The sequence below is a fragment of the Bradyrhizobium sp. SPXBL-02 genome (genome assembly GCF_051853065.1).
In the GTDB taxonomy this organism is placed as follows: Bacteria; Pseudomonadota; Alphaproteobacteria; order Rhizobiales; family Xanthobacteraceae; genus Bradyrhizobium.
Window position 1 is genome coordinate 3322093 of sequence record NZ_CP182474.1, and the last position, 21881, is coordinate 3343973.

The 21881-nt window shown below is 65.3% G+C and carries 19 protein-coding genes and 1 tRNA gene; 15 read left to right on the top strand and 5 right to left on the bottom strand.

What is annotated here, in order from left to right; genetic code table 11:
• The first annotated feature begins 7 nt into the window (after window positions 1–7).
• Entirely contained in the window at window positions 8–1255 is a 1248-nt protein-coding gene (locus ACNJYD_RS15250; RefSeq protein ID WP_439366801.1) for an amidohydrolase family protein, read from the top strand.
• A 48-nt stretch (window positions 1256–1303) separates the two neighbouring features.
• Here the strand turns inward: ACNJYD_RS15250 and ACNJYD_RS15255 are convergent, their stop codons facing one another.
• Together ACNJYD_RS15255 and ACNJYD_RS15260 are read right to left on the bottom strand one after the other, a co-directional pair.
• Window positions 1304–2284 (bottom strand): NADPH:quinone oxidoreductase family protein, encoded by a 981-nt coding sequence (locus tag ACNJYD_RS15255; protein ID WP_439366802.1) that lies wholly within the window; start codon window positions 2282–2284, stop codon window positions 1304–1306.
• Between the two features lie 56 nt (window positions 2285–2340).
• Window positions 2341–4398, bottom strand: coding sequence for an ATP-dependent helicase (locus tag ACNJYD_RS15260; protein ID WP_439366803.1), 2058 nt, complete (start codon window positions 4396–4398; stop codon window positions 2341–2343).
• Between the two features lie 121 nt (window positions 4399–4519).
• Here ACNJYD_RS15260 and ACNJYD_RS15265 point away from each other — a divergent pair, with 121 nt between their 5' ends.
• Window positions 4520–5110, top strand: coding sequence for a TMEM175 family protein (locus ACNJYD_RS15265; RefSeq protein WP_212260349.1), 591 nt, complete (start codon window positions 4520–4522; stop codon window positions 5108–5110).
• A 4-nt stretch (window positions 5111–5114) separates the two neighbouring features.
• Here ACNJYD_RS15265 and ACNJYD_RS15270 read toward each other — a convergent pair whose 3' ends face one another.
• Window positions 5115–5495, bottom strand: coding sequence for a YciI family protein (locus ACNJYD_RS15270; RefSeq protein WP_172783148.1), 381 nt, complete (start codon window positions 5493–5495; stop codon window positions 5115–5117).
• A 213-nt stretch (window positions 5496–5708) separates the two neighbouring features.
• On the opposite strand from ACNJYD_RS15270, the gene ACNJYD_RS15275 reads away from it, so the two are divergent.
• Both ACNJYD_RS15275 and ACNJYD_RS15280 read left to right on the top strand, forming a co-directional pair.
• On the top strand, window positions 5709–5894 hold the full coding sequence (locus ACNJYD_RS15275) for a hypothetical protein (RefSeq protein ID WP_172783149.1): 186 nt from the start codon (window positions 5709–5711) through the stop codon (window positions 5892–5894).
• Window positions 5895–5922: 28 nt separating this feature from the next.
• Window positions 5923–6126: a hypothetical protein gene (locus tag ACNJYD_RS15280; protein WP_212260352.1), complete on the top strand. Its 204-nt coding sequence runs from the start codon at window positions 5923–5925 to the stop codon at window positions 6124–6126.
• An 11-nt stretch (window positions 6127–6137) separates the two neighbouring features.
• On the opposite strand, the gene ACNJYD_RS15285 is transcribed toward ACNJYD_RS15280, so the two are convergent.
• On the bottom strand, window positions 6138–6851 hold the full coding sequence (locus ACNJYD_RS15285) for a substrate-binding periplasmic protein (RefSeq protein ID WP_172783151.1): 714 nt from the start codon (window positions 6849–6851) through the stop codon (window positions 6138–6140).
• A 329-nt stretch (window positions 6852–7180) separates the two neighbouring features.
• Here ACNJYD_RS15285 and ACNJYD_RS15290 point away from each other — a divergent pair, with 329 nt between their 5' ends.
• A complete protein-coding gene (locus ACNJYD_RS15290) occupies window positions 7181–9583 on the top strand; it encodes an ATP-binding protein (RefSeq protein WP_439366805.1) in 2403 nt (800 codons plus the stop codon).
• A gap of 332 nt (window positions 9584–9915) precedes the next feature.
• Window positions 9916–9989 (top strand) — tRNA-Gly (locus ACNJYD_RS15295).
• Window positions 9990–10041: 52 nt separating this feature from the next.
• Here the strand turns inward: ACNJYD_RS15295 and ACNJYD_RS15300 are convergent.
• On the bottom strand, window positions 10042–11502 hold the full coding sequence (locus tag ACNJYD_RS15300; RefSeq protein ID WP_439366807.1) for a hypothetical protein: 1461 nt from the start codon (window positions 11500–11502) through the stop codon (window positions 10042–10044).
• A 363-nt stretch (window positions 11503–11865) separates the two neighbouring features.
• Between ACNJYD_RS15300 and ACNJYD_RS15305 the strand changes: the two genes are divergently transcribed.
• The 9 genes from ACNJYD_RS15305 (at window position 11866) to ACNJYD_RS15345 (ending at window position 21823) form a co-directional block, all read left to right on the top strand.
• Window positions 11866–12258 (top strand): DUF2231 domain-containing protein, encoded by a 393-nt coding sequence (locus tag ACNJYD_RS15305; RefSeq protein ID WP_439367480.1) that lies wholly within the window; start codon window positions 11866–11868, stop codon window positions 12256–12258.
• Entirely contained in the window at window positions 12255–13589 is a 1335-nt protein-coding gene (locus tag ACNJYD_RS15310) for a PQQ-dependent sugar dehydrogenase (RefSeq protein ID WP_439366808.1), read from the top strand. The genes ACNJYD_RS15305 and ACNJYD_RS15310 overlap by 4 nt, the downstream gene beginning before the upstream one ends.
• A 58-nt stretch (window positions 13590–13647) precedes the next feature.
• Window positions 13648–13863 (top strand): hypothetical protein, encoded by a 216-nt coding sequence (locus ACNJYD_RS15315; RefSeq protein WP_172783156.1) that lies wholly within the window; start codon window positions 13648–13650, stop codon window positions 13861–13863.
• Between the two features lie 13 nt (window positions 13864–13876).
• Complete coding sequence (locus ACNJYD_RS15320; RefSeq protein ID WP_192859617.1) at window positions 13877–14047, top strand: hypothetical protein; 171 nt, start codon at window positions 13877–13879, stop codon at window positions 14045–14047.
• Window positions 14048–14414: 367 nt separating this feature from the next.
• Complete coding sequence (locus ACNJYD_RS15325) at window positions 14415–15812, top strand: MFS transporter (RefSeq protein ID WP_439366810.1); 1398 nt, start codon at window positions 14415–14417, stop codon at window positions 15810–15812.
• A gap of 117 nt (window positions 15813–15929) precedes the next feature.
• A complete protein-coding gene (locus ACNJYD_RS15330; RefSeq protein ID WP_439366811.1) occupies window positions 15930–16757 on the top strand; it encodes a 3-keto-5-aminohexanoate cleavage protein in 828 nt (275 codons plus the stop codon).
• Window positions 16758–16888: 131 nt separating this feature from the next.
• On the top strand, window positions 16889–18109 hold the full coding sequence (locus tag ACNJYD_RS15335; RefSeq protein ID WP_439366813.1) for an MFS transporter: 1221 nt from the start codon (window positions 16889–16891) through the stop codon (window positions 18107–18109).
• Between the two features lie 102 nt (window positions 18110–18211).
• Complete coding sequence (locus tag ACNJYD_RS15340) at window positions 18212–20407, top strand: pentapeptide repeat-containing protein (protein WP_439366815.1); 2196 nt, start codon at window positions 18212–18214, stop codon at window positions 20405–20407.
• Between the two features lie 186 nt (window positions 20408–20593).
• Window positions 20594–21823 carry a CaiB/BaiF CoA transferase family protein gene (locus ACNJYD_RS15345; RefSeq protein ID WP_439366816.1) on the top strand — a complete coding sequence of 410 codons (1230 nt, stop codon included), beginning with the start codon at window positions 20594–20596 and terminating at the stop codon, window positions 21821–21823.
• The last annotated feature ends 58 nt before the right edge of the window (window positions 21824–21881 follow it).

The following is a 21881-nucleotide window of genomic DNA, read 5'->3' on the forward strand; positions in this document are numbered from 1 at the left end:
AACGACCATGACCAGCATCCTCTTCAAGAACGCCGCTCTGCTCGACCCGCTCCAGCCGGATTTGCTGGAGGGACAGCACGTGCTGGTCGAGGACGATGTGATCAAGGAGGTCTCGCACCGGCCGCTCCAGGCCAGCGCAGATCGCATCATCGACCTCAAAGGCAAGACGCTGATGCCCGGGCTGATCGATTTGCATGTTCACGCCATCGCCGTCGAGCTCAATCTGGCGCAGCAGGTGCATATGCCGAACGTGCTGGTGACGCTGCGCTCGACGCTGCTCTTGCGCGGCATGCTGCGGCGGGGCTTCACCGCTGTGCGCGACGCGGGCGGCGCCGGCCACGCGCTGAAGCAGGCGATCGACACCGGCCTGACCGACGGTCCTCGGCTGTTCGTCTCCGGCCGCGCGCTCAGCCAGACCGGCGGCCACGGCGACATGCGGGCACGCTCGGATTACCTCGCCAGCGATGCGCCATGTCCCTGCTGCGTGCGGGTCGGCGCGCTGGCGCGCGTCGCCGACGGTGTCGACGGCGTGCGCAAGGCTGCGCGCGAGGAGCTGCAGATGGGAGCCGACCAGATCAAGATCATGGCCTCCGGCGGCGTCGCCTCGCCGACCGATCCGGTCGGCGCCTTCGGCTACTCCGAGGACGAGATCCGCGCCATCGTCGAGGAGGCGCGCGGGCGCCAGACCTATGTGCTCGCCCACGCCTATACCGCTGCGGCCATCGAACGCGCGGTCCGCTGCGGCGTGCGCACCATCGAGCACGGCAATCTGGTCGATGCGCCGACCGCGCGTTTCATGGCCGAGAAGGGCGCCTATGTCGTGCCGACGCTCGTCACCTATGAGGCGCTGGCCAACGAGGGCGCCCAATATGGCCTGCCGCCGGAGAGCGTCGCCAAGATCGCCGATGTCCGCGACGCCGGGCTGCGCTCGCTCGCAATCTATCGCGACGCCGGTGTGAAGATGGGGTTCGGCAGCGACCTGCTCGGGCCGTCGCAGCGCCTGCAGAGCGATGAGTTCCGCATTCGCGCCGAGATCCTCGGCCCGCGCGCCGTCATCGCCAGCGCGACATTGATCGGCGCCGAAGTGCTCGGCATGGAGGGCAAGCTCGGCCGGATCGCACCCGAAGCCATCGCGGACCTGCTGGTGGTCGACGGCAATCCGCTGCGCGACGTCGCCTGCCTGCTCGGTCAGGGCGAGCACATCCCGCTGGTGATGAAGGCAGGCAAGGTCCAGTTCGACCGGCTGGGCGCGTAGTTGCCGCCGCATCACGGGCATCTTCGCACCGATGTCGATCTTCGGCTCCTATCTCGAGATGCGCACGACCATCTTACCGAGCGCCCCACGCGTCTGCATGGTCCTGAACGCTTCCCGGAAATCGTCCAGCGCAAAGACGCGACCGACCACGGGCTTGAGCTTGCCCTCGGCCAGCCAGCTCGTCAGCTCCGACATCAGGCGCTTCTGCAACTCGGGCTCGCGCGTTGGAAGCTGCGCGAGGTCGACGCCGAGCAGGGCGCCACCTTTCAGCAGCGGCAGATTGAACGGCAGCGCGGGGATGGCACCGGCGGCGAAGCCAACCGCCAGATGGCGTCCGCGCCAGGCGATGGAGCGAAAGGCTTGCACCGAGACGTCGCCACCGACGGGGTCGAAGATCACGTCGGCGCCGTGTCCTCCAGTCAATTCCTTCAGCTTGTCGCGCCAGCCGGTCTGCGTGTAGTCGATCACAGCGTCGGCGCCGTGTTGTTGCGCGAACTCGCGCTTGTCCGGTGTCGATGCCGCTGCGATTACGCGGGCGCCGAGCAACTTGCCGATCTGGACTGCCGCGACTCCCGTACCGCCGGCGGCGCCCAGCACCAGAAGCTGTTCGCCTGCGCAGAGCGAGGCGCGTGCACTGAGCGCATAGAGCGCGGTCAGGTAATTGGCGCGAAACGAGGCGGCGACCTCGGCCGCGACGCCGTCCGGCAGGGGATAGAGCGCCGCGGGGGTGACGACGATCTCTTCGGCAAGCGCGCCCGAGCGCGTCATCCCCATCACGCGCATGCCGGGTTGATAACCTCCCGGCCTGCCCGGGGCTTCGTCCACGATCCCTGCGAACTCCGTTCCGGGGATGAAGGGAAGGGGGTCCTTGGTTTGATAGAGGCCTTGAATCTTTAAGCCATCGACAAATCCAATTCCCGCTGCCTCCACCCGAATGCGCAACTGTCCGGGCTCCATGGACGGGGGCGGGATGTCCTTCAGCTCGATCTGATCGATGGGGGCGTATTGCTCGACGACGACGGCTTTCATGTCGGACCTCGGTTGTTCCAGATATCCTGACAGGTCCCGACACTAGCCTCTTGCGTCTACCGCCACATCCCGCGCATCCTTGCCCCGATGTCGATCTTCGGCCCCTGCGCCGCGGTGCGCGCGGCGCCCGCCGCTGCCTTCGGCCAGGCGGTGCGCTCGAACAAATAGACCAGCTGCTCCGGGATGAACCGGGTGCGCGAGGCGTAGACGTGGCGGTCGCCCTTGGCGGCCTGGCCGTGGACGAAGAAGCGCTGGGGAACGACGAGGTGGAGATCGTCCTTGGCGCGGGTCATCGCGACATAGAGCAGGCGGCGCTCCTCCTCGAGCTCGGCGCTGGTGCCGGCGCCGAGATCGGACGGCATGCAGCCGTCGACGACGTTGAGCACGAACACCGATTTCCACTCCTGGCCCTTGGCGGAGTGGATGGTGGAGAGGATCAGATAATCCTCGTCGCGCAAGGGTGGACCTGATTTGTCGCTGGTCGCATCCGGCGGATCGAGCGTGAGCTCGGTCAAAAATTTCTCGCGGGAGGCATAGCCGCTCGCGATCTGCTCGAGCTGCAACAGATCGGCGCGGCGCGTCTCGGCATCCTCATGGATGCGATCGAGATGCGGCTCGTACCAGAGCCGCACCCGTTCGAGGTCGACGGGCCATTCCGAATAGCGAAGGTTTTCGACCGTGCGGACGAAGCTGGTCCAGTCCTCGCCGGTGCGCGCCGGCACCGGCAGCCGGCCGAGCGCCGCAAGCGGGTCGGTGCTCTCCGCCATCTGGTCGAGCACGCGTTGCGCCGTCGCCGGGCCGACGCCCGGAAGCAGGTGCAGGATGCGAAAGCCGGCGACGCGGTCGCGCGGATTTTCGGCGAAGCGCAACAGGGCCAGCACGTCCTTGACATGCGCGGCATCGAGAAATTTCAGCCCGCCAAATTTCACGAACGGGATGTTGCGGCGGGTCAGCTCGATCTCCAGCGGACCCGAATGCGAGGAGGTGCGAAACAGCACCGCCTGGTGCTTGAGCAGCGCGCCTTGCTCGCGGTTCGCCAGCACCGCCTCGACGATGTAGCGCGCCTGGTCGGCCTCGTCGTGCACGGTGACGAGCTGCGGCTTGCTGCCCGACGTGCGGTCGGTCCAGAGATTCTTTGTGAAGCGCTCGCGGGCGAGGCCGATGACGCCGTTCGCCGCCGACAGCACTGCTTGCGTCGAGCGGTAATTGCGGTCGAGCGTGATCATCTCCGCGCGCGGCGAGAAGCTCTGCGGAAAGTCCAGGATGTTGCGCACGGTGGCGGCGCGGAACGAGTAGATCGACTGCGCGTCGTCGCCGACCACGGTGAGGCCGCGCCCATTGGGCTTGAGCGCCAGCAGGATCGAGGATTGCAGGCGGTTGGTGTCCTGATATTCGTCGACCAGCACGTGGTCGAAGCGGCCGCCGATCTCCTCAGTGATCAGCGCATCGCTCATCATCTGCGACCAGTACAGCAGCAAATCGTCGTAATCGAGCACGTGCTGGGCCTGCTTGGCCTCGACATAGGCGGCGAACAGGCCCTTCAGCTCAGCGGCCCAGCCTGCGCACCAGGGATAATGCTGGGCGAGCACCTTCTCGATCTCCATCTCGGCATTGACGCAGCGGGAATAGATCGACAGGCAGGTGCCCTTGGCGGGAAAGCGGCTCTCGGTCTTCGACAATCCACGCTCGTACCGGACCAGGTTCATCAGGTCGGCGGAATCCTCGCGGTCATGGATGGTGAAGGCGGGATCGACGCCGATCCGCTCGGCATATTCCCGCAGCAGCCGCGCGCCGATGCCGTGGAAGGTGCCGGTCCAGGTCAGCGCATCGCGCATGATCGCGGCGTTGTTCTCGCCCAGCACCTTGCGGGCGATGCGCTCGACCCGGCCGGCCATCTCCGCGGCGGCTCGGCGGGAGAACGTCATCAGCAGGATGCGGCGGGGATCGGCGCCCGCGACGATCAGATGCGCGACGCGGTGGGCCAGCGTGTTGGTCTTGCCGGAGCCGGCACCGGCGATGACGAGCAGGGGGCCGCCCACGGTCGAGCCCTCGGCCACGCCATGCTCGACGGCGCGGCGTTGCTCCGCATTGAGCGTGTCCAGATATGTCGCCACGAATCGCCCCGGTGAAAGGAAGAGACTCGGCGATCCCGGCGCGAAGCGCAATGTGGCTGGACGGGACTGGAATTAGGATTTAGGGGGAAGAGGCCCTTAGGTTCCAGCACCCCATGGCGAGATGACCGAGCTCAAGCCCGACCAGTTCGAGATGCGGCGGCTGGAATCGCTCAGCAACACCATTTTCGGTGTCGCCATGACGCTGCTGGCCTACGACCTGCCGAAGGCGGCGGTGTTCACCAGCGCCCCCGGCTGGAGCGAGCTCGCCCATGTCTATTCCGGCAAGCTGGCCGGGCTGGCGCTGAGCTTCATCATCTCCGGCGTGTTCTGGATCAGCCATCACCGCCGGCTGGCACGCCAGCCGATCGGCAGCCGCGGCGACGTGATCCTCAACCTGTTCTTCCTGCTCTCGATCGTGCTGCTGCCTGTCACAAACGGCCTCTACACCAATTATGGCATGAGCAACGCCGTCGCCGTGCTCTACGGCTTGCATCTGACCGCGATCGCCGGCCTCAACGCCTGGCTGTGGTGGACGATCCTCGGCGGCTGGCGCAACGAAATCATGGCCTCGCTGTTTCCGCTGCTGGTGTTCATTCCGGGCACGATCGTTGCGGCGTTCGCGCCGCAGGCCGCACCCTTCCTGTGGTTCGTCGCTTTCGGCGGCATCGTGATCCAGCGCTTCCTTCCCAACCGGACCGAGCCGGGCGCGTAGGACTTTAGCCGGATGTCGCGCCGAACCCATCGGCCGGCACGTAAAGCTTGACCGGGCGGATCTCGTACACCGCCGTCGGATTGACCGCACGCAGCTTCCGCGCCGCTGCGATCGCCTCCTCCTCGGTGGCGCATTGCATCAAATGGAAGCCCAGAAGCTGCTCCTTGGTCTCGGCAAACGGCCCGTCCAGCACCATTCCCGCGCCGGGGCCACGCAAGGTGCGGGCCTTCCGGGTCTCATCCAGCCGGGCCGCCGGTCCAAACTGGCCGCTGGCGCGCAGGGGCGCCTGAACCTCGATGACTTTGGCGACGACCGCGGCGTCCTGCTCCGGTGTCCAGGACAGGACTTCGTCTTCCACGTGGTAGGCCAGGATCGCGTAGAGCATCGTCACCTCTCTTTTTTCTTTTGCGCGTGGTTTTTATCCAAGTCCCAAGGACGCAGCACGGCAGCCCCTGCCGACACTCCCGAAGCAGAATATTGCGTGGCCGGCAAGCGGCGAAACCATCCTGAAACCCAATTGCGGCCTTGCCATGTGAACGCCGCCGGAACAGGCCGCGACTGATGAACCACGAACAACAAGCTTTTGCTGGAGGCGGCAATGTCGGGTCAAACCATCAAGATCATCTGCGACGCGCGGCGGGCGGGACAGTCGGAGCCGGCCGATCTGCACGATCAGGCCGGCCATCACCGCTATTACGGGAGCTCCGCCGAGAACGGCGGCGAGCGGATCGTCGAGAGTCGGCGCGGCAAACGGCGGCGCGTGCTCAGCATCTTCGGTTTCTGAAGCCCTCCCGGCAAGACCGGCATTCGAAATGGACGTGCTGCAGATATCGATCGCGGCGATGCCGTTCCTGCTCGCGCTGACGAGCCGGACCTGCAAGGCCATCGTCCCCTGCCTTCTGACGAGCCTGCTCACGGTGCTGCTCGGGGAGGAGCCGCACCGCGCGGTCGTGGCCTGGTGCGTCGGCATGCTGATCGCCGCCGTCGCGCTGCGCGAGCGGCTTCGCACCGGCTAACGCGGCATTCGTCATTGCCCGCTCAAGACCTGCCTGACCAGGGCCTCGCGCAGTGAGGCCAGCTCGCCGCTCGCCTGCATCCGAGCGATCACCTTGCCAACCTCAGGCACCAGATCGCGATGGCGTTCATGCAGGTAGTGGTAGATGTGGATGCGCTCGAGCGGCGGGGAGAGCGGGTAGATCCTGGCCTGCAGATTGAGTTTCCTCACCGTGGCGAGCCCGCTGAAGAGGTCGGTGACCATCACGTCGAAACGGTCGGCATCGAGCATCCTGACCATGTTCTCGAGGCTGCTAGTCGCCGTGACGCGGGCCATGCCGCGTGTGCCGGCTTCCGAGGAGCCGACGCCGCGGACGATGCCGATGCTGTAATCCTTGATCGAATCCCAACCTGCGACCTCGAACCGGAGCTTGGTCGCGAACACCGCCGGCTCGATGTAGTTGATCGCCGGCGTGACCTGGACCAGCGTCGGGTACTCGCGCGAGAGCGTTCCGATCCGCTGGATCTCGCCGTCGACCTCGCCGGCGCTCGACAATGCGAGCGCGCGCTTGCCAGGCACGTCCTCGAACTCCAGCCTGATGTTCAGCTTGGCGTAGACGGCCCGCAGCATCTCGCCGCCGACATATTGATCGGGGATGTCGGCGATGCGCGCCAGCCGGATCGTGTCCTGCGCCAACGCAGGATCAGCGGCGAGCAGCGACAGGCAGGCGACGGCTAGCCGCCACATCAGGCGTCTCCTTCGGCCGTGCATCGCTACCCCAGGCATCCGGATGCCGGCGCGATCTACCGGGAGTTGGCGCCTGCACGCCGGCCGCAACGATCGCGGCCCGCTCGTGCCGCGAGCTTACCGGACTTTCACCGATGTCATTCTAGCACGGGCAGTGGTAGCTTGCCCACCGGTCCCGCTGCGGGGCGGAAGACGTGACTTGCCGACCTCGGGCTCGCGGGCCGACGGGATGTCGCTTGCATCGGGTGACGAGACGGGCGTCTCATGGATTGCTCGAGACTGCAACCGCTCGACCGCAGCAGCGAGCCGCCATTTCGGGGACATGGTGCATGGCCAACGCAGGTGACGAGGACGCCAAGCGCAGCCACGCCATCTCGCCGATGGCGGCGAAGCCGGGTCTGACCGACATCGGCGCGCTTGCGCCGTCGATGCTCTCATCGCTGCCGGCACGCTTCATCAACTGGTCGCGCAGCGGCGTCGGGCCGCGGCTGCTCGCGGCCGTGCTGCTGTTCTCTTCGGCCGTGACGCTGACGCTGACCGCGCTGCAGCTCTATCTCGACTACAATCGCGAAGTCGGTCTCATCGAGACGCGGCTCGACGAGATCGGCCGCAGCACGACCGGCAGTCTCGGCGAAAGCCTGTGGAATCTCGACCAGAACCAGCTCAAGCTCCAGCTCGAAGGTATCCTGCGGCTGCCCGATATCCGTGCCGCCGAGGTGCGCGAGATTGCCGATCGTCCCAATCCGATCCGCATCGCGGTCGGCGAACCGGGCACGCGTTCGATCGTCACGCGCGACTATCCCTTGAACACCATCGTGCAGGGGACCGCGCGCCCGATCGGCGTGCTTCACGTCGAGGCCACGCTGAGCCAGGTCTATCAGCAATTGCTGAACCGGGCCCTGGTCATTCTGGCGAGCCAGGCCGCGAAGACGTTCCTGGTCTCGCTGTTCATCATCTACATGGTCCATCTGCTGGTGACGCGGCATCTGGTGGCCATCGCCGAGTTCGTCAGCAAGTACAACCTGGCGCGGCCGCCGCCGCCGTTACGGCTGGAGCGCCGGGCGCCCTCCGATGCCGACGAGCTCGACAAGGTGATCGAGGCCTTCAACGCGATGTGCGCGAACCTCCAGCAGGCCTATGGCGAGCTGCGCGAGGCCAATGCCAATCTCGAGCGCGACCTCACCATTCGCCGGCGCGCCGAAGCGGAGGCGCGGGCGAGCGAAGAGCGTTTCCGCGACTATGCCGAGACCGCCTCCGACTGGTTCTGGGAGACCGGGCCGGACCACCGCTTCACCTACCTCTCTGACCGGGTGATTGCCTTCGGCATGGATCCCAAAGTGCGGCTCGGCACGCGTCGCACCGATACGGCGCTCGATCGCGATACCGAGCCCGAGAAATGGCGCGCGCATCTGGCGACGCTGGACCGTCACGAGCCGTTCCGCAAATTCGAATATCGCGGACGCGACACGCGCGGGCGGATGCATCATTTCAGCGTCAACGGCAAGCCGGTTTTCGACGCCGATGGACGCTTCCTGGGCTACCGCGGCTCCGCGACCGACCTCACCGCGCAGCACGAGATCGAGGAGCGGCTGCGTCAATCGCAGAAGATGGATGCGATCGGCCAGCTCACCGGCGGCGTGGCGCACGATTTCAACAACGTGCTCACGGTCATCACCGGCACGATCGAGATCATCCAGGAGGGGCTTGCGGACAAGCCCGATCTCGCCGCGATCGCGCAATTGATCGACGATGCGGCCGCGCGCGGGGCGGAGATCACCTCGCAGCTCCTGACCTTCGCGCGCCGCCAGCCGCTGGAGCCGCGCGAGATCGACGTCAACGCCCTCGTGGCCGAGACCGCGAAGCTGCTGAAGCCGATGCTCGGTGAGCAAATCGAGATCGAGACGCGGCTCGCCGACGAGGCCTGGTCCGCGATGGTGGATCCGTCGCAACTGTCCTCCGCGATCGTCAACCTCGCCGTCAATGCGCGCGACGCGATGCCGGGCGGCGGCAAGCTCACCCTCGAGACCGCGAACCGCGAGCTCGACGGCACGGAGACCGCCGGCGAGGGCGTGCGCGGCGCCTTCGTGATGGTTGCGGTCGGCGACACCGGTCACGGCATTCCGGCCGACATTCGCGAGCGCGTATTCGAGCCGTTCTTCACCACCAAGGGGGTCGGCCGCGGCACCGGGCTGGGACTGAGCATGGTCTACGGCTTTGCCCGCCAGAGCGGCGGCGCCGTCGCGATCGAAAGCGAGGAGGGGCGCGGCACCGTGATGCGGTTGTTCCTGCCGCGGGCAAAGGGCGAGGCGGTGGCCAGGACGGCCCCGGTTCAGGCGCCCGCCACGCCGCGCGGGCAGGAGACGATACTCGTGGTGGAGGACGATCCGCTGGTCCAGGGCTATGTCATCGCGCAACTCGGCGGCCTCGGCTATCGCACGCTCGCTGCGAGCGACGGCGCGTCCGCGCTGGCGCTGGTCGACCAGGGCGCCAGATTCGATCTCCTGTTCACGGACATCATCATGCCCGGCGGCATGAACGGGCATGAATTGGCCGAAGCCGTCAGGCGCCGCCGGCCGGGCGTGAGGGTGCTCTACACCTCCGGCTACACCGACAACACCATCGTCCACGAAGGACATCTCGATCCCGGCGTGGCGCTGCTGTTCAAGCCATACCGGAAGGCGGAGCTGTCGCAGAAGATTCGCGAGGTGCTTGCCGGCGAGCCGCCCGCCTGAGCCGCGCCGACAGACGAAAAAGGCGCGGCGGGGAGGCCCCGTCGCGCCCGATTTCTTGCTCGCTGGTCCAGGGCTGAGAGCGCCCCGATGCCAAGCCCAAATCAAAGCCTAGCGGGCGATCCCAGCGAGGTGACAGCGCTTGAGACAAGACACTGGATCACCTCCTTTCGTTGGTTGCGGAAGTCTCCAATATAGGCGGCGATCCCGCCGCTGTTAAGGGGCGGGGCGGCCAAGTCGGAACCAGCCGTCTGCGCAAAGCCCCGGAAAGCTGCCGAAAGCCGCCGTCCCGGCAGTTGAGACCGCCGCCGAGCCGTGTTAGGGGATCGCCCGACGCGGGTGTAGCTCAATGGTAGAGCAGCAGCCTTCCAAGCTGAATACGAGGGTTCGATTCCCTTCACCCGCTCCAATCCGCGGTTTGATTGGTGCATCGTCGGCGAGATTTGTCCCGCGACGCGCCGTCAGATCGGTGCCTGGAGCTTGTCAGCGGCGACCGGACGCCCGGTGACGTCGGTGAAGAGCTTGGCCGCTCCTCCCGCTTTGTCGAGGTAGGCCGCTCTTGCACGGGCGGCCTTGTCCTTTGCCTCCTGGGTCTCGGTGGTGGTGTGGGCCGCTTCGCGATAAGCGGCTTCTGCGTTGCGCAGGTCGGTTATGACGGCATTCAGCTGCGTCGCGTTGTTCGAGGTCACGAGCTTTCCTGCGATGTACACCACCTGGCTGAGGCCCAAGATGCCGAGGATGTTCTGCGGGACCGTGAAGGACGCAAGCTGGAACACGCCGCCGGCGAAGAGGGCAAGGCCCACTGCACCGGTGAAGATCAGGCTTTGAAAGCGGTAAACATCAAAGCTGCCGTCACTCGAGATCAAGTCGTAGAAGCTTGGATCGGTCGCAGCTTGGGTCGAGCTCTTGTCGAACCAGCCCTTGTTCATGAGCCATGCCTGATTGGTGGGGTCTAGCGTGGTCTTTGATGATTCTGCTCCCTTGGCCGCAGCCGCCCCGATGCCCGCGATCCCGAGCAATTCCAGGACTGTGGTTGAAAGGTCGGAGAGCACGCCGGTGCGAAGCAGGACATAGGCGAGCATCGCGAAAACCAGAATCGTGAAGAAGAATACCTGGAAGGCCGAAAGGCTCCCGCGATTGTCGGAACCGGCCGTGATCCGGATGGGATTCCAGGCCTTGAGGCCCTTCAGCGTCACGTCGTTCAAACGAGCAAAGGCTTTCGCGGAGAGAAAATAGGCCGCGACCACGATCGCGACCGACAACCAGATGCTCAGTTGGTAGGGACTCAAATAGACCGGCAGATAGGAGACATTGAGCGGCCTTCGTGTGCTGTCGCACTGGTAGATGTAGAGATTGCGGCGGGTCCACCATCCCGCCGCCTCGTTGGGAACATCGATGGAAACGATGGTGTCGCCGGCCTTCAGTAGGCGCTTCACGACGAGATCGTCGGTTTCGCCCGCTCTTCGCGCGCGGGCGCCGTGCCTGACCTCGTCCTGCGGAATTTCCTTATCCTGGAGGAAGACCGCAAAATAATGGGCTTCGGGATCGAGCGAGCTCGCAAGTCCGAATTCGACGACGCTTCCGGCGGGTACGAGATTGCTGTTGTAGATGATTGCCGCGCTGTTGGCCGTATTGGCGAGTGTTTGGAAAACCTCGCCGCCTGCGCAATCGGAAATGTCCGTCCGGGCGCCCGTCGCGTTCTTCCCGTTCGCTTTCTTCGTGTTGGTCGTGTTTTCCTTGGCCGCCGCTTGGACACCCTTCGTTTCGGCGGCGGGGGAGACGGCATCGCCTCCCTGTTGAGCAAAGCAAGGGGCCGCCAACACGGAAGCGGCGAGCAGGGCGGCGAGGAACGTAGTGACGCAGGCAGAAGCCCGGTGACGGCTATCAACTGGCACAATGGCCGATTGCGGGAAATCGAACAAATGTCCCTCCATGAAAAAAAGACGTAAAGCCGCAAAGACAAAATCGAAAACTACCTAAGATGGTACGCGCAACTCGACTCGCCATCGAGGTTCGGAGGCCGCAAGCCACAACTTATGCACAGGAACCTGACGCGCACCTGCCGGCCGAGACTCCGCCTTTCGAGCGAGAGTTTGACGACCCCCGGCGGGCATGTCGGCGACGCGCGCGCTTCGTGGCTGAATCGTCGGGCGCGCAAGAGCAGGAACCATCGCGTCCAGCACGAGTTGGCCGGTCGGGCAAGGCTGAAAATCGCGAGGCCAATCGTGCCACACGACGTGCGCGTGCGTCCCACAGCGCAGATCGCGGGTCATCCGATTCATCCGATGCTGGTACCGATCCCGATTGCGTGCTTCGTCGGGGCGCTGCTGACCGACATCGCCTATGTCGCAAGCGCCGAGATGATGTGGGCGGATTTTTCGGCCTGGCTGCTGCTCGCCGGAATCATCTTCGGCGTGATGGCGGCGATCGCGGGTCTGACCGATTTCCTCGGCAACCGGCTGGTGCGGACGCAGGCGCCGGCCTGGCCGCATCTGATCGGCAATGCGGTGGCGCTGATCGTCGCGATCGTCAACACCATGATCCACATGCGCGATGCCTGGACCTCGGTGTGGCCGAGCGGGCTGGTTCTGTCCGCGCTCACCGTGCTGATCCTGCCGATCGCGGGATGGCTCGGCTGGGCCATGGTCTATCGCCACGGCGTGGGAGTTGCGCGATGAAGTCTGCGATTACCTGCGCGCTGGTGTGCGCGTCGCTGCTGGGTCTCGCCGGCTGCAACGACGGCAGCGGCGATCCCAATGCGCAAGTCGGCGCCAACCCGGCACTTCCCGAGATCCAGCAATATCTGCTGCCGCCGATCCACATCGCCCGCATCGTCGGCTGGAAGAAGGACGAGACGCCGACGGTCGCGCAGGGCTTGCAGGCCAAGGCCTTCGCCACAGGCCTGCAGCACCCGCGCTCGGTTTACGTCCTGCCCAACGGCGACGTGCTGGTGGTGGAATCCAAGGCGCCGACGGGCGCCCCGATCAAGCGGCCCAAGGAGATCGTGATGGGCTTCGTCGAGTCCTGGGCGACCTCCGGCGGCGACAGCGGCGAGAGCAACCGCATCACGCTGCTGCGCGACAGCAATGGCGACGGCGTGCCGGAGACGCAAAGCGTCTTCCTCGACCATCTCAACTCGCCCTTCGGCGTCGCGCTGGTCGGCAACGATCTCTACGTTGCCAACACCGACGCCATCGTCAGATATCCCTACACGGAAGGGGATACGAAGATCACCGCGCCCGGCACGGTGCTGACGCCGCTGCCGGGCGGTCCGATCAACCATCACTGGACCAAGAGCCTGGTCGCCAGCCCGGACGGCTCGAAGCTCTATGCGGGTGTCGGCTCCAACAGCAACATCACCGAGAACGGCCTGGAGGCCGAGCACAACCGCGCCGCCATCCTCGAGATCGATCGCGCCAGCGGCCGCTGGCGCGTCTTCGCAAGCGGCCTGCGCAATCCCAATGGCCTCAGCTTCGAGCCGCAGACCGGCGCATTGTGGACGGTCGTGAACGAGCGCGACGAGCTCGGTCCCGATCTCGTGCCCGATTACATGACCTCGGTGAAGGACGGCGGCTTCTACGGTTGGCCCTACAGCTATTTCGGCCAGCACGTCGATCCCCGCGTCAAGCCGGAGCGGCCGGATCTCGTCGCCAAGGCGATCGTGCCGGACTACGCGCTGAGCTCGCATGTCGCCCCGCTCGGGCTCGCCTTCAACACCGGCAGCAGCCTGCCGGCCGCCTATCGCGGCGGCGCCTTCGTCGGCGAGCACGGCAGTTGGAACAGGCAGGTGCTCAACGGCTACAAGGTCGTGTTCGTGCCGTTCACGGACGGCAAGCCGAGCGGACCGGCGCAGGACGTCGTCACGGGGTTCCTCAACAGCGACAACCAGGCGCGCGGCCGCCCGGTCGGTGTCGCCATCGACAAATCAGGCGCGCTTTTGGTCGCGGACGACAGCGGCAACACGGTCTGGCGGGTAAGCGCGACCCATCCGCAGCTGACGCAACGTTAAGCCCGGTCCTGCGTTGAAGGTCAGACGATGTTTTGAACGCAAAGCCAGGAGTTGGACAATGGGTCTCGCTCAATACGCCATCGTGCCGGTGCAGGACGAATGGGGCGTGCTGCATGACGGCGACGTCAAGAGCCGGTACGCCACCAAGGAAGCCGCCTTCGAGTCCGCGGTCGCCGCGGCCTCCCTGGCCCTCCGTGAGGGCCACGAAGTGCATGTCAGCGTGCCCGGCCGCGAGGCGGGAGGCAACGCGCTCGGCGTCCGGGACAACGCTTGAGAAGGACGACGCGATGACCAAGCCCCGTGAGCCCAACGGCGTCGAGCCATCCCGCTCCGAAGACGACATCCAGCGCGAACAGCTCGGCCCGCGCGGCGTGCCGGGCGCGCCCGATCCGGCCAAGATGACGCCGCAGCGCGAGAAGAAGACGCCGAAGCACGTCGATCCCGGCCACACGGCTTGACGCGGCTCTGCGCAGCTAACTGATCAAACGATCAATCGCACGCGCGCGGCAATCCCCCATCATTTCCGTCTAGGCATTTGAAATCGAGGCAGTCGGCTTCGCGGTCATCGCGCGTACCGCCGCCGGCCTCCGGGCATAGCCGCTGCCCGGGCGTTCGCCCGCCATAACATCGTGTTAGGTTTATCGCATAACTGGGTAATTGTGTTATCCAGGCGAAAGCCTATGCTCCTCCTCACTCAAGACACCGATCGGCAGTGCCAAGCGCTCGCGGAGCCCCGCAGAGCGCGTGGGGATTGCTGCCCAATTTTCCAACGAAGCCCGCCAACGGGACGTCAACAAACAAAACAGATCGGGAGGACATTCTCTGATGGCTACCACGCGTGCGATCCATGACATGAGTCAGTCCAGAAAGGCTGCTGCAAGCGGCTGGATCGGCTCGGCTCTCGAATATTACGACTTCTTCATCTACGCGACGGCGGCGTCGCTGATCTTCCCGCAGATATTCTTCCCATCCGACAACCCCACCGTTGCGATCGTCGCATCGCTGGCGACCTATGGCGTCGGCTACGTCGCGCGGCCGATCGGGGCGTTCGTGCTCGGTCATTGGGGCGACACGCATGGCCGCAAGACCGTGCTCATCGTCTGCATGTTCCTGATGGGCGTTTCGACCATGGCGGTCGGATTGCTGCCGACCTATCAGCAAGCCGGCATCCTGGCGCCGATCCTGCTCGTGATGTTGCGCCTCGTGCAGGGATTTGCCGTGGCCGGCGAAATCTCCGGCGCGAGCTCGATGATCCTGGAGCACGCGCCGTTCGGCCGGCGCGGCTTCTATGCGAGCTTCGCCCTTCAGGGCGTGCAGGCCGGACAAATTCTCGCGGCAGCCGTCTTCCTGCCGCTGGCAGCCTACATGCCGACCGAGGCCTTCAACAGCTGGGGCTGGCGGATCCCGTTCCTGCTCAGCTTCTTCGTCATCGTCGCCGGCTACATCATTCGCCGCGAAGTCGACGAAACGCCGGCCTTTGCCCGAGAGGAGAAGCGCGGAGAAACGCCGCGGGCTCCGATCGTCCAGGCCATCCGCTTGAGCTGGCCCGACATGCTCCGGGTCATCTGCATGGCGCTGATGAACGTGATTCCGGTCGTTGCGACCATCTTTGGCGCGGCCTACGCGGTGCAGCCGGCCTATGGTATCGGCTTTGCGAAGGACGTCTATCTCTGGATCCCGGTGCTCGGCAACATGCTGGCCGTGTTCGTCATTCCCTTCGTCGGCCATCTCTCCGACAAGGTCGGCCGCAAGCCTCCGATCATCGTGGGCGCGCTGCTCTCCGGCCTGCTCGCCTTCGGCTATCTCTATGCCATCAGCATCCGGAACGTGCCGCTCGCCATCCTGCTGTCGCTGCTGATGTGGGGCGTGGTCTATCAGGGCTACAACGCGATCTTCCCGAGCTTCTATCCGGAGCTGTTTCCGACCCGCACAAGGGTGTCGGCGATGGCGATCTCGCAGAACATCGGCACCACGATCACCGCATTGCTGCCTGCGCTGTTCGCGACAGTGGCGCCTCCCGGCTCGGCCAACATCCCATTGACTGTCGGGGCGATCGCCTTCGGCATCACGGTCATCGCGGCGCTGGCGGCTGTCACGGCCCGCGAAACCTATCGGATCAAGATCGACGATCTCGGCAATCCCCAGGCCGTTCCGATGGCCCGGGCCGATTATGAGCGGCAGCGTGCGGCAGCAGCAAGCCGGGCGACCGCACTTCCGACCTGATCCGGACGAACAAGGCCCTGTCGCCGCGATTGACCAATGTTGCGGCGGCAGGGTTTCACGCGTAGCAAGACGAGCCGAACGTTGTGCGCGCGAGCGCGAAGATCATGAGGTCGCTGGATGAACCCCGCTGTCATTGCCGTCGCCATCACCGGCTCCGTTCCGCGCAAGAAGGACAATCCGGCCGTGCCGATCCTGCCCTCCGAGCAGATCGAATCGACGCACCAGGCCTTCGAGGCGGGCGCCACGCTCGCCCATATCCACGTCCGCAACGATGACGAGACGCCGTCCTCCGACCCCGAGCGTTTTGCTCAGGTGCAGGAGGGGATCAAGAAGCATTGCCCTGATATGATCGTCCAGTTCTCGACCGGCGGGCGGGGCCGCGATCCCTCGGCGCGCGGATCGGCGCTCTACCTCAAGCCCGACATGGCCTCGCTGTCGACGGGATCGGTGAACTTTCCGACCATCGTCTACGAGAACAGCGCCGCGCTGGTCGAGACGCTCGCCACCGGCATGAAGGCGAACGGCATCCGGCCGGAAATCGAGATTTTCGATCTGTCGCATCTGCATGGCGCCCGCCGCCTGACCGAGGCGGGCCTCATCGACGCGCGTCCGCACGTGCAGTTCGTCATGGGCGTCAAGAACGCGATGCCGGCGGACGAGCATGTGCTCGACATTCTCCTGGGCGAGCTCAGGCGGCTGATCCCGAAGGCGACCTGGACCGCGGCCGGAATCGGCCGCCACCAGGCGGAGGTCATGGGCTGGGCGCTCGCCCGCGGCGCGGACGCGGTCCGCACCGGACTCGAGGACAATATCCGCATCGACAAGACCCGCCTTGCTGCCAGCAACGCCGAGCTCGTGACCTTGGCCTGCGAGGCGGTCGCGCGCCATGGCCGGCGCGTTGCGACCGCGACCGAAGCGCGATCGCTGCTCGCCATCGCAGGGTAGGGCGACTTCCTCGCCTGACATGCTTCCGGCTGCCGCCTGCCATTCGGCGGCCGGCGTTCCCGTGGCCCGAGTCTCCGAGTAGACAGGTGCTACAGGCGTACTCGGCGCCTGCCGGGCAGGCGACGTTTGGAATGCAGTTCTTGAAATCTGACGGCAGGCTCATCGGGGTCCTGCTGGTGCTTGCGATCACGCAGCTGGTCGGATGGGGCACGATCGGGCTTCCCGCCATCGTCGGGCGCGATCTCGCCGCCGATCTCGGCATGAGCCTGCCGGCAGTGTTCGCCGGGACGTCCGTCCTCTACGTCTCGATGGGGCTGTGCGGCCCGTTGCTCGCCAAATCGTTTGCGCGGCACGGGGCGCGGACGGTCATGATGGTCGGCACGATCGTCACTGCGCCGGGCTTCGTGCTGCTGTCGCTCGCGCGCGAGCCGATGCTGTATTTCGCCGCATGGATCGTCCTCGGCATCGCCGGCAGCGCGACGCTGTCGACCGGCGCCTACATCATGTTGAACGAGATCGCGGGGCGGCAGGCCAAGAACGCGATCGGCGCGCTGATGCTGGTGACGGGCCTGTCCAGCAGCATCTTCTGGCCGATGACCTCGTTCCTGAGCGGTCATCTCGGCTGGCGGGGGACGTGCCTGGTCTACGCGGCGATGATGCTCCTCGTCAGCCTCCCGCTCTATGCGTTCGCCGCGCCGCGCCGGAAGATCGCAAAGGACGATGGCGCCGCGCCGGCGAAGCGGCTGCCGCCACCCGCGATTGCACGGAGCACGTTCGGCCTCGTCGTCGCCGCAATCACGCTGAACGCCTTCGTCAATTTCGGCATCGGCGCGATCCTGATCGAGCTGTTGCGCGCGGAGGGGTTGGCGCCGGCTCAGGCGCTTTTGTTCGGCTCGATGCTGGGCGTGATCCAGGTCAGCGCCCGCGGGCTGGATTTCCTCGGCGGCGGGCGATGGGACGGCATCACCACCGGGCTCGTCGCGGGCAGTGCGTTGCCGCTCGCCATGCTGCTGCTGATGACGAGCGAGGGCACCACCTGGGCGGTGGCGGTCTTCATCCTGCTCTATGGCGCCGGCAGCGGCGCAATGGCGGTGGCGCGGGCGACCATCCCGCTCGTGTTCTACGACCAGGCCGAGTTCGCCAAGGCGGTGTCGATGATCGCGCTGCCGCTCAATCTGGCCTCCGCGATCTCGCCGCCGCTCCTGGTCGGTCTGCTCACCCAATTCGGCAGCCGCGGCGCGCTCGGCCTGACGCTGGCGTTCTCCTGCGCGACGGTGCTGATCCTCGTTCTGCTCGCTCGACGCCGGCCGCAGGCGCGGGCGGCCGGTGCGGTGTCAGGAATACACCCATAGATTGCCGACCCCCTTTCGTATAGAGTCGGCAGGGCCGCCTTGTGCGGCGATATTGCCGTTTGTTCTTTATTTCGGTCGCTTCGTCCGAAAGCGGTTTCAGCGATGACGGATCCGGTGGTGCCTGCAGGAGGTCCCGAGCCGTCCGCAGGCACCAATCCGGCGCCTGCGGACTCGCCTGCCGGGCATGCGTCTCCCCAGCCGAAGCCGAGCCTGCCGGCATTTGCTTCCAAGGCGAACGATCTCGACGCATTGCGCGGCGCGGTCGTCGATGCGGCAAATGTCAGCGCCGGCCTCTGGCTCAGCTATCTCTTCGTGCTGCTGTATCTCGCCATCGCAGCCGGCAGCGTGACCCATCGCGATCTCCTGTTCGAGAAATCGGTCAAGCTTCCGTTCCTGAATGTCGAACTGCCCCTAGTCGCCTTCTTCATCATGGGGCCGGCCCTTTTCCTCGTCGTCCATGCCTATGTGCTGCTGCATTTCATGCTGCTCGCCGACAAGGCGGGCGCCTTCCACCAGCAGCTCCGGCTGCAAATCGACGATGATGACATCCGCGCGAGCTTGCGCCGGCAATTGCCGAGCAACGTCTTCGTTCAATTCGTCGCCGGGCCTCCCGGCGTCCGATCGGGCGGAGTAGGTTTAATGTTTCGCCTCATTGCGCAGATCAGCTTGATCGTGCTGCCGATCGGGTTGCTGATGCTGTTTCAGCTCCAGTTCCTGGCCTATCACAGCGAGCAAGTCACCTGGTGGCAGCGGGTGGCCGTGGTGATCGACCTCGCTCTCATCTGGGCGATATGGCCCTCGATCAACCGGGGACGGATCGCGCGTCTCAGGTTACGCAATAGCCTGCGGTGGCCTGTTGAGGGGGCGGTTGTGGCAAGCGCGCTGGTGATACTGATGATCGGCGCGCTTGCGACATTCCCGGGGGAATGGCTGCATTCGGCGTTGCCGGCCCTGCGGTTTATCCCGGCCTCATGGGTGTCGCCGGCACTTCCGGCAAAGGCCGAGCAACACTCGCGCGAGGCCAAATTCCTGTCCCTGCATACGCTGCTGGTTGCAGGAGACGTCGATGCGGTGACGCGCAGGCCCGTAAGCGTCTGGTCCAACCGCCTTGTGCTGCCGGAGTTCAGTGCAGCGTCGTCCTCTAGCGAGCCGATGTCCTTGCGAGGCCGGCGACTGGAAGGGGCCGTGCTGACCGCGGCTCGGTTCACGGGTGTCGATTTCACCGGGGCCTATCTTCAGGAGGTCAATTTCGACGGTGCGGACCTGCGAGGTGCGCAATTCGGATGCGGCGAGACGCAGTTTGTCAGGACTGACTCGAACGGCAATGAAAAGCCGTGGGAGCATGACTGGGTCGACGATCTGACTTCGAGACTCGCCAATCCGCACGACAAACATGATTGCACCTGGCTTCGCGCAGCCTCCATGAGAAACGCTTCGCTGCAGGGAGCCCTGTTGGATGGGGCGCAAATGCAGGGGGCCGATCTGACCCGGGCTCATCTGCATGGGGCGTCGATGCAGCTGGCCAATCTGGATGGAGCCTCACTGTTTCGCGCTGAATTGCCGGGCGCCTCGCTCAGCGGCGCGTCCCTGATCGGTGCGGATCTGCAAACGACGAAAATGTACGGTGTAACGTTCCTGCTCTCCGATCTGTCGGCGGCCAAACTGAATTTTGCCGATCTCCAGGGCACCGAGTTCGCCGCGGCCAGATTAGAGGGGGCCAGACTTCAGGCATCATTCTTCTGGAGAAGCAGGCCTCCAAATCCGCTGACCGACGCCGCCGTCCAACCCTGGGTTCGCATTCCGGTTTTCGATCAAACCTATCGGGGCAACAGATTTATGCCATGCAAGGGGATGGTCGGGAACGCTTGCCCCTGGACGAATGAGACGTTCGAAGCGCTCAAGCAATCGCTTCAGGACGGCATTTCCGATGTCAGGCGCCGAAACGATGCGATCAAGCGCATTAGTGTCCTTGATCCGGCTGTGTCCGACCAGCCTGAGTCTCGCCGGCCCTCAGTCTGGGAAGATCTGGAGCACAAAGCGCCGAGCGAGCCCAATTTCCTGAAGACGCGCGCGAAGCATCTGCATCGAGCGTGTTGCCGAGATGGCGGCATTTACGTCCTGCGCGCGTTGCTGAAGCGCCGGTTCGATGACATTCTGCTCGAGGACAGGGGCGTGCTGAAGGAATTCGCGGGCGACTTGCTGGACGGCAAGTCCTGTCCGGAAATGAACAAGCTGAGTTCGCAGGACAGAGCTCTGCTCGAACGTGTGAGGACGAGCACAGCTTCCTTCGCACCGTAGGCCAAGGGGTGTGCCGAAGAACACGCGGGACCGGGCGGAATACCGCCGTGCGGAACGCTCTGCGGAGCAGCGTCCGAGGATAGCCGTATGCCCGGAGCGCAGGACTCAGCGCGAGAAAAATGGTGTATCCGCAAGGGATCCGGCCGCTTTGAGCCGCCAAGATCTAGTTCCCCGGAGGAAATCGACATGTCGGCCCTGCCGCTCTCAGGCATCAAGATCCTTGACCTCACCCGCGTGCTGGCCGGGCCGCTGTCGGCCCAGATGCTGGGCGATCTCGGTGCGGAGGTGATCAAGATCGAGCGGCCGGGTACCGGCGACGATGCGCGCGCCTTCGGCCCGCCTTACCTGGCCGACCCCGAGGGCAAGGCCAACAACAACAATTCGTTCTATCTCTGCGCCAACCGCAACAAGAAGTCGGTCACCGTCAACATCGCCAAGCCCGAAGGGCAGGCGATCGTCCGCGAGCTCGCCAAGAACGCCGACGTCTTCATGGAGAACTACAAGGTCGGCGATCTCAAGCGCTACGGCCTCGACTACGAGACCATCAAGGCGATCAATCCCGGCATCATCTATTGCTCGGTGACCGGCTTCGGCCAGACCGGACCCTATGCGCCGCGCGCCGGCTACGACGCCATCCTGCAGGCGATGGGCGGGCTGATGAGCGTCACCGGCCATATCGACGGCGAGCCTGGCGAGGGCCCGATGAAGGTCGGCCCGTCGATCGTCGATTACATGACCGGCATGAACGCCTCGATCGGAATTCTCTCGGCGCTCTACCATCGCGACGCCAGGGGCGGCCAGGGACAGCACATCGACGTCTGCCTGTTCGATACCGTGATCGCATCCTTGTCGCACTGGCTGCAGATCTATCTCGTCAACGGCAAGACGCCGCCGCGCCGCGGCACCTGGGGCAATGGCGGCATGCCGGCCGGCGTGTTCCGCTGCGCCGACGGCGAGCTGATGCTGGTGGTCGGCAATGACGGCCAGTTTCAGCGCACCTGCGCCGTGCTCGGCGCGCCCGAGCTCGCGAACGATCCGCGCTTCGTCAAGAACAACGACCGCGTTGTGCACGGCAAGGAGATCATGGCGATCTTCGCCGGCCTGTTCCTGAAGCAAAAGGTAGCCTACTGGCTGGACAAGCTGGAGGAGGCCGGTGTGCCCTCGGGGCCGATCAACAATTTCGAGCAGGTGTTCTCCGACCCGCACGTCCAGTCGCGCGGGATGCGGGTGAAGGTCAACCACCCCTTCGAGCCCGATCTGTCGCTGGTCCGCAACGCGCTGACGCTCTCGGAGACCCCGATCAAGGACTACCGTGCCCCGCCGCTTCTGGGCGAGCACACACAGGAGGTGCTGGGCGGCAAGCTCGGCTATGATGCCGGCAAGATCGAGGCGCTGAAGCAGCAGGGCATCATCTGACGCTCTCTGTTCCCGCCGCCGAGAGGCCGGAATTCAGGCGCAGCGCGACTGTTGCGAC

Bases quoted from the DNA above. Each gene is read 5' to 3' on its own strand.
- ACNJYD_RS15250 (WP_439366801.1), top strand. From the start codon at position 8: ATGACCAGCATCCTCTTCAAGAACGCCGCTCTGCTCGACCCGCTCCAG.
- ACNJYD_RS15255 (WP_439366802.1), bottom strand. From the start codon at position 2,284: ATGAAAGCCGTCGTCGTCGAGCAATACGCCCCCATCGATCAGATCGAG.
- ACNJYD_RS15265 (WP_212260349.1), top strand. From the start codon at position 4,520: ATGACCGAGCTCAAGCCCGACCAGTTCGAGATGCGGCGGCTGGAATCG.
- ACNJYD_RS15270 (WP_172783148.1), bottom strand. From the start codon at position 5,495: ATGCTCTACGCGATCCTGGCCTACCACGTGGAAGACGAAGTCCTGTCC.
- ACNJYD_RS15275 (WP_172783149.1), top strand. From the start codon at position 5,709: ATGTCGGGTCAAACCATCAAGATCATCTGCGACGCGCGGCGGGCGGGA.
- ACNJYD_RS15280 (WP_212260352.1), top strand. From the start codon at position 5,923: ATGGACGTGCTGCAGATATCGATCGCGGCGATGCCGTTCCTGCTCGCG.
- ACNJYD_RS15285 (WP_172783151.1), bottom strand. From the start codon at position 6,851: ATGTGGCGGCTAGCCGTCGCCTGCCTGTCGCTGCTCGCCGCTGATCCT.
- ACNJYD_RS15290 (WP_439366805.1), top strand. From the start codon at position 7,181: ATGGCCAACGCAGGTGACGAGGACGCCAAGCGCAGCCACGCCATCTCG.
- ACNJYD_RS15305 (WP_439367480.1), top strand. From the start codon at position 11,866: ATGCTGGTACCGATCCCGATTGCGTGCTTCGTCGGGGCGCTGCTGACC.
- ACNJYD_RS15310 (WP_439366808.1), top strand. From the start codon at position 12,255: ATGAAGTCTGCGATTACCTGCGCGCTGGTGTGCGCGTCGCTGCTGGGT.
- ACNJYD_RS15315 (WP_172783156.1), top strand. From the start codon at position 13,648: ATGGGTCTCGCTCAATACGCCATCGTGCCGGTGCAGGACGAATGGGGC.
- ACNJYD_RS15320 (WP_192859617.1), top strand. From the start codon at position 13,877: ATGACCAAGCCCCGTGAGCCCAACGGCGTCGAGCCATCCCGCTCCGAA.
- ACNJYD_RS15325 (WP_439366810.1), top strand. From the start codon at position 14,415: ATGGCTACCACGCGTGCGATCCATGACATGAGTCAGTCCAGAAAGGCT.
- ACNJYD_RS15330 (WP_439366811.1), top strand. From the start codon at position 15,930: ATGAACCCCGCTGTCATTGCCGTCGCCATCACCGGCTCCGTTCCGCGC.
- ACNJYD_RS15335 (WP_439366813.1), top strand. From the start codon at position 16,889: ATGCAGTTCTTGAAATCTGACGGCAGGCTCATCGGGGTCCTGCTGGTG.
- ACNJYD_RS15340 (WP_439366815.1), top strand. From the start codon at position 18,212: ATGACGGATCCGGTGGTGCCTGCAGGAGGTCCCGAGCCGTCCGCAGGC.
- ACNJYD_RS15345 (WP_439366816.1), top strand. From the start codon at position 20,594: ATGTCGGCCCTGCCGCTCTCAGGCATCAAGATCCTTGACCTCACCCGC.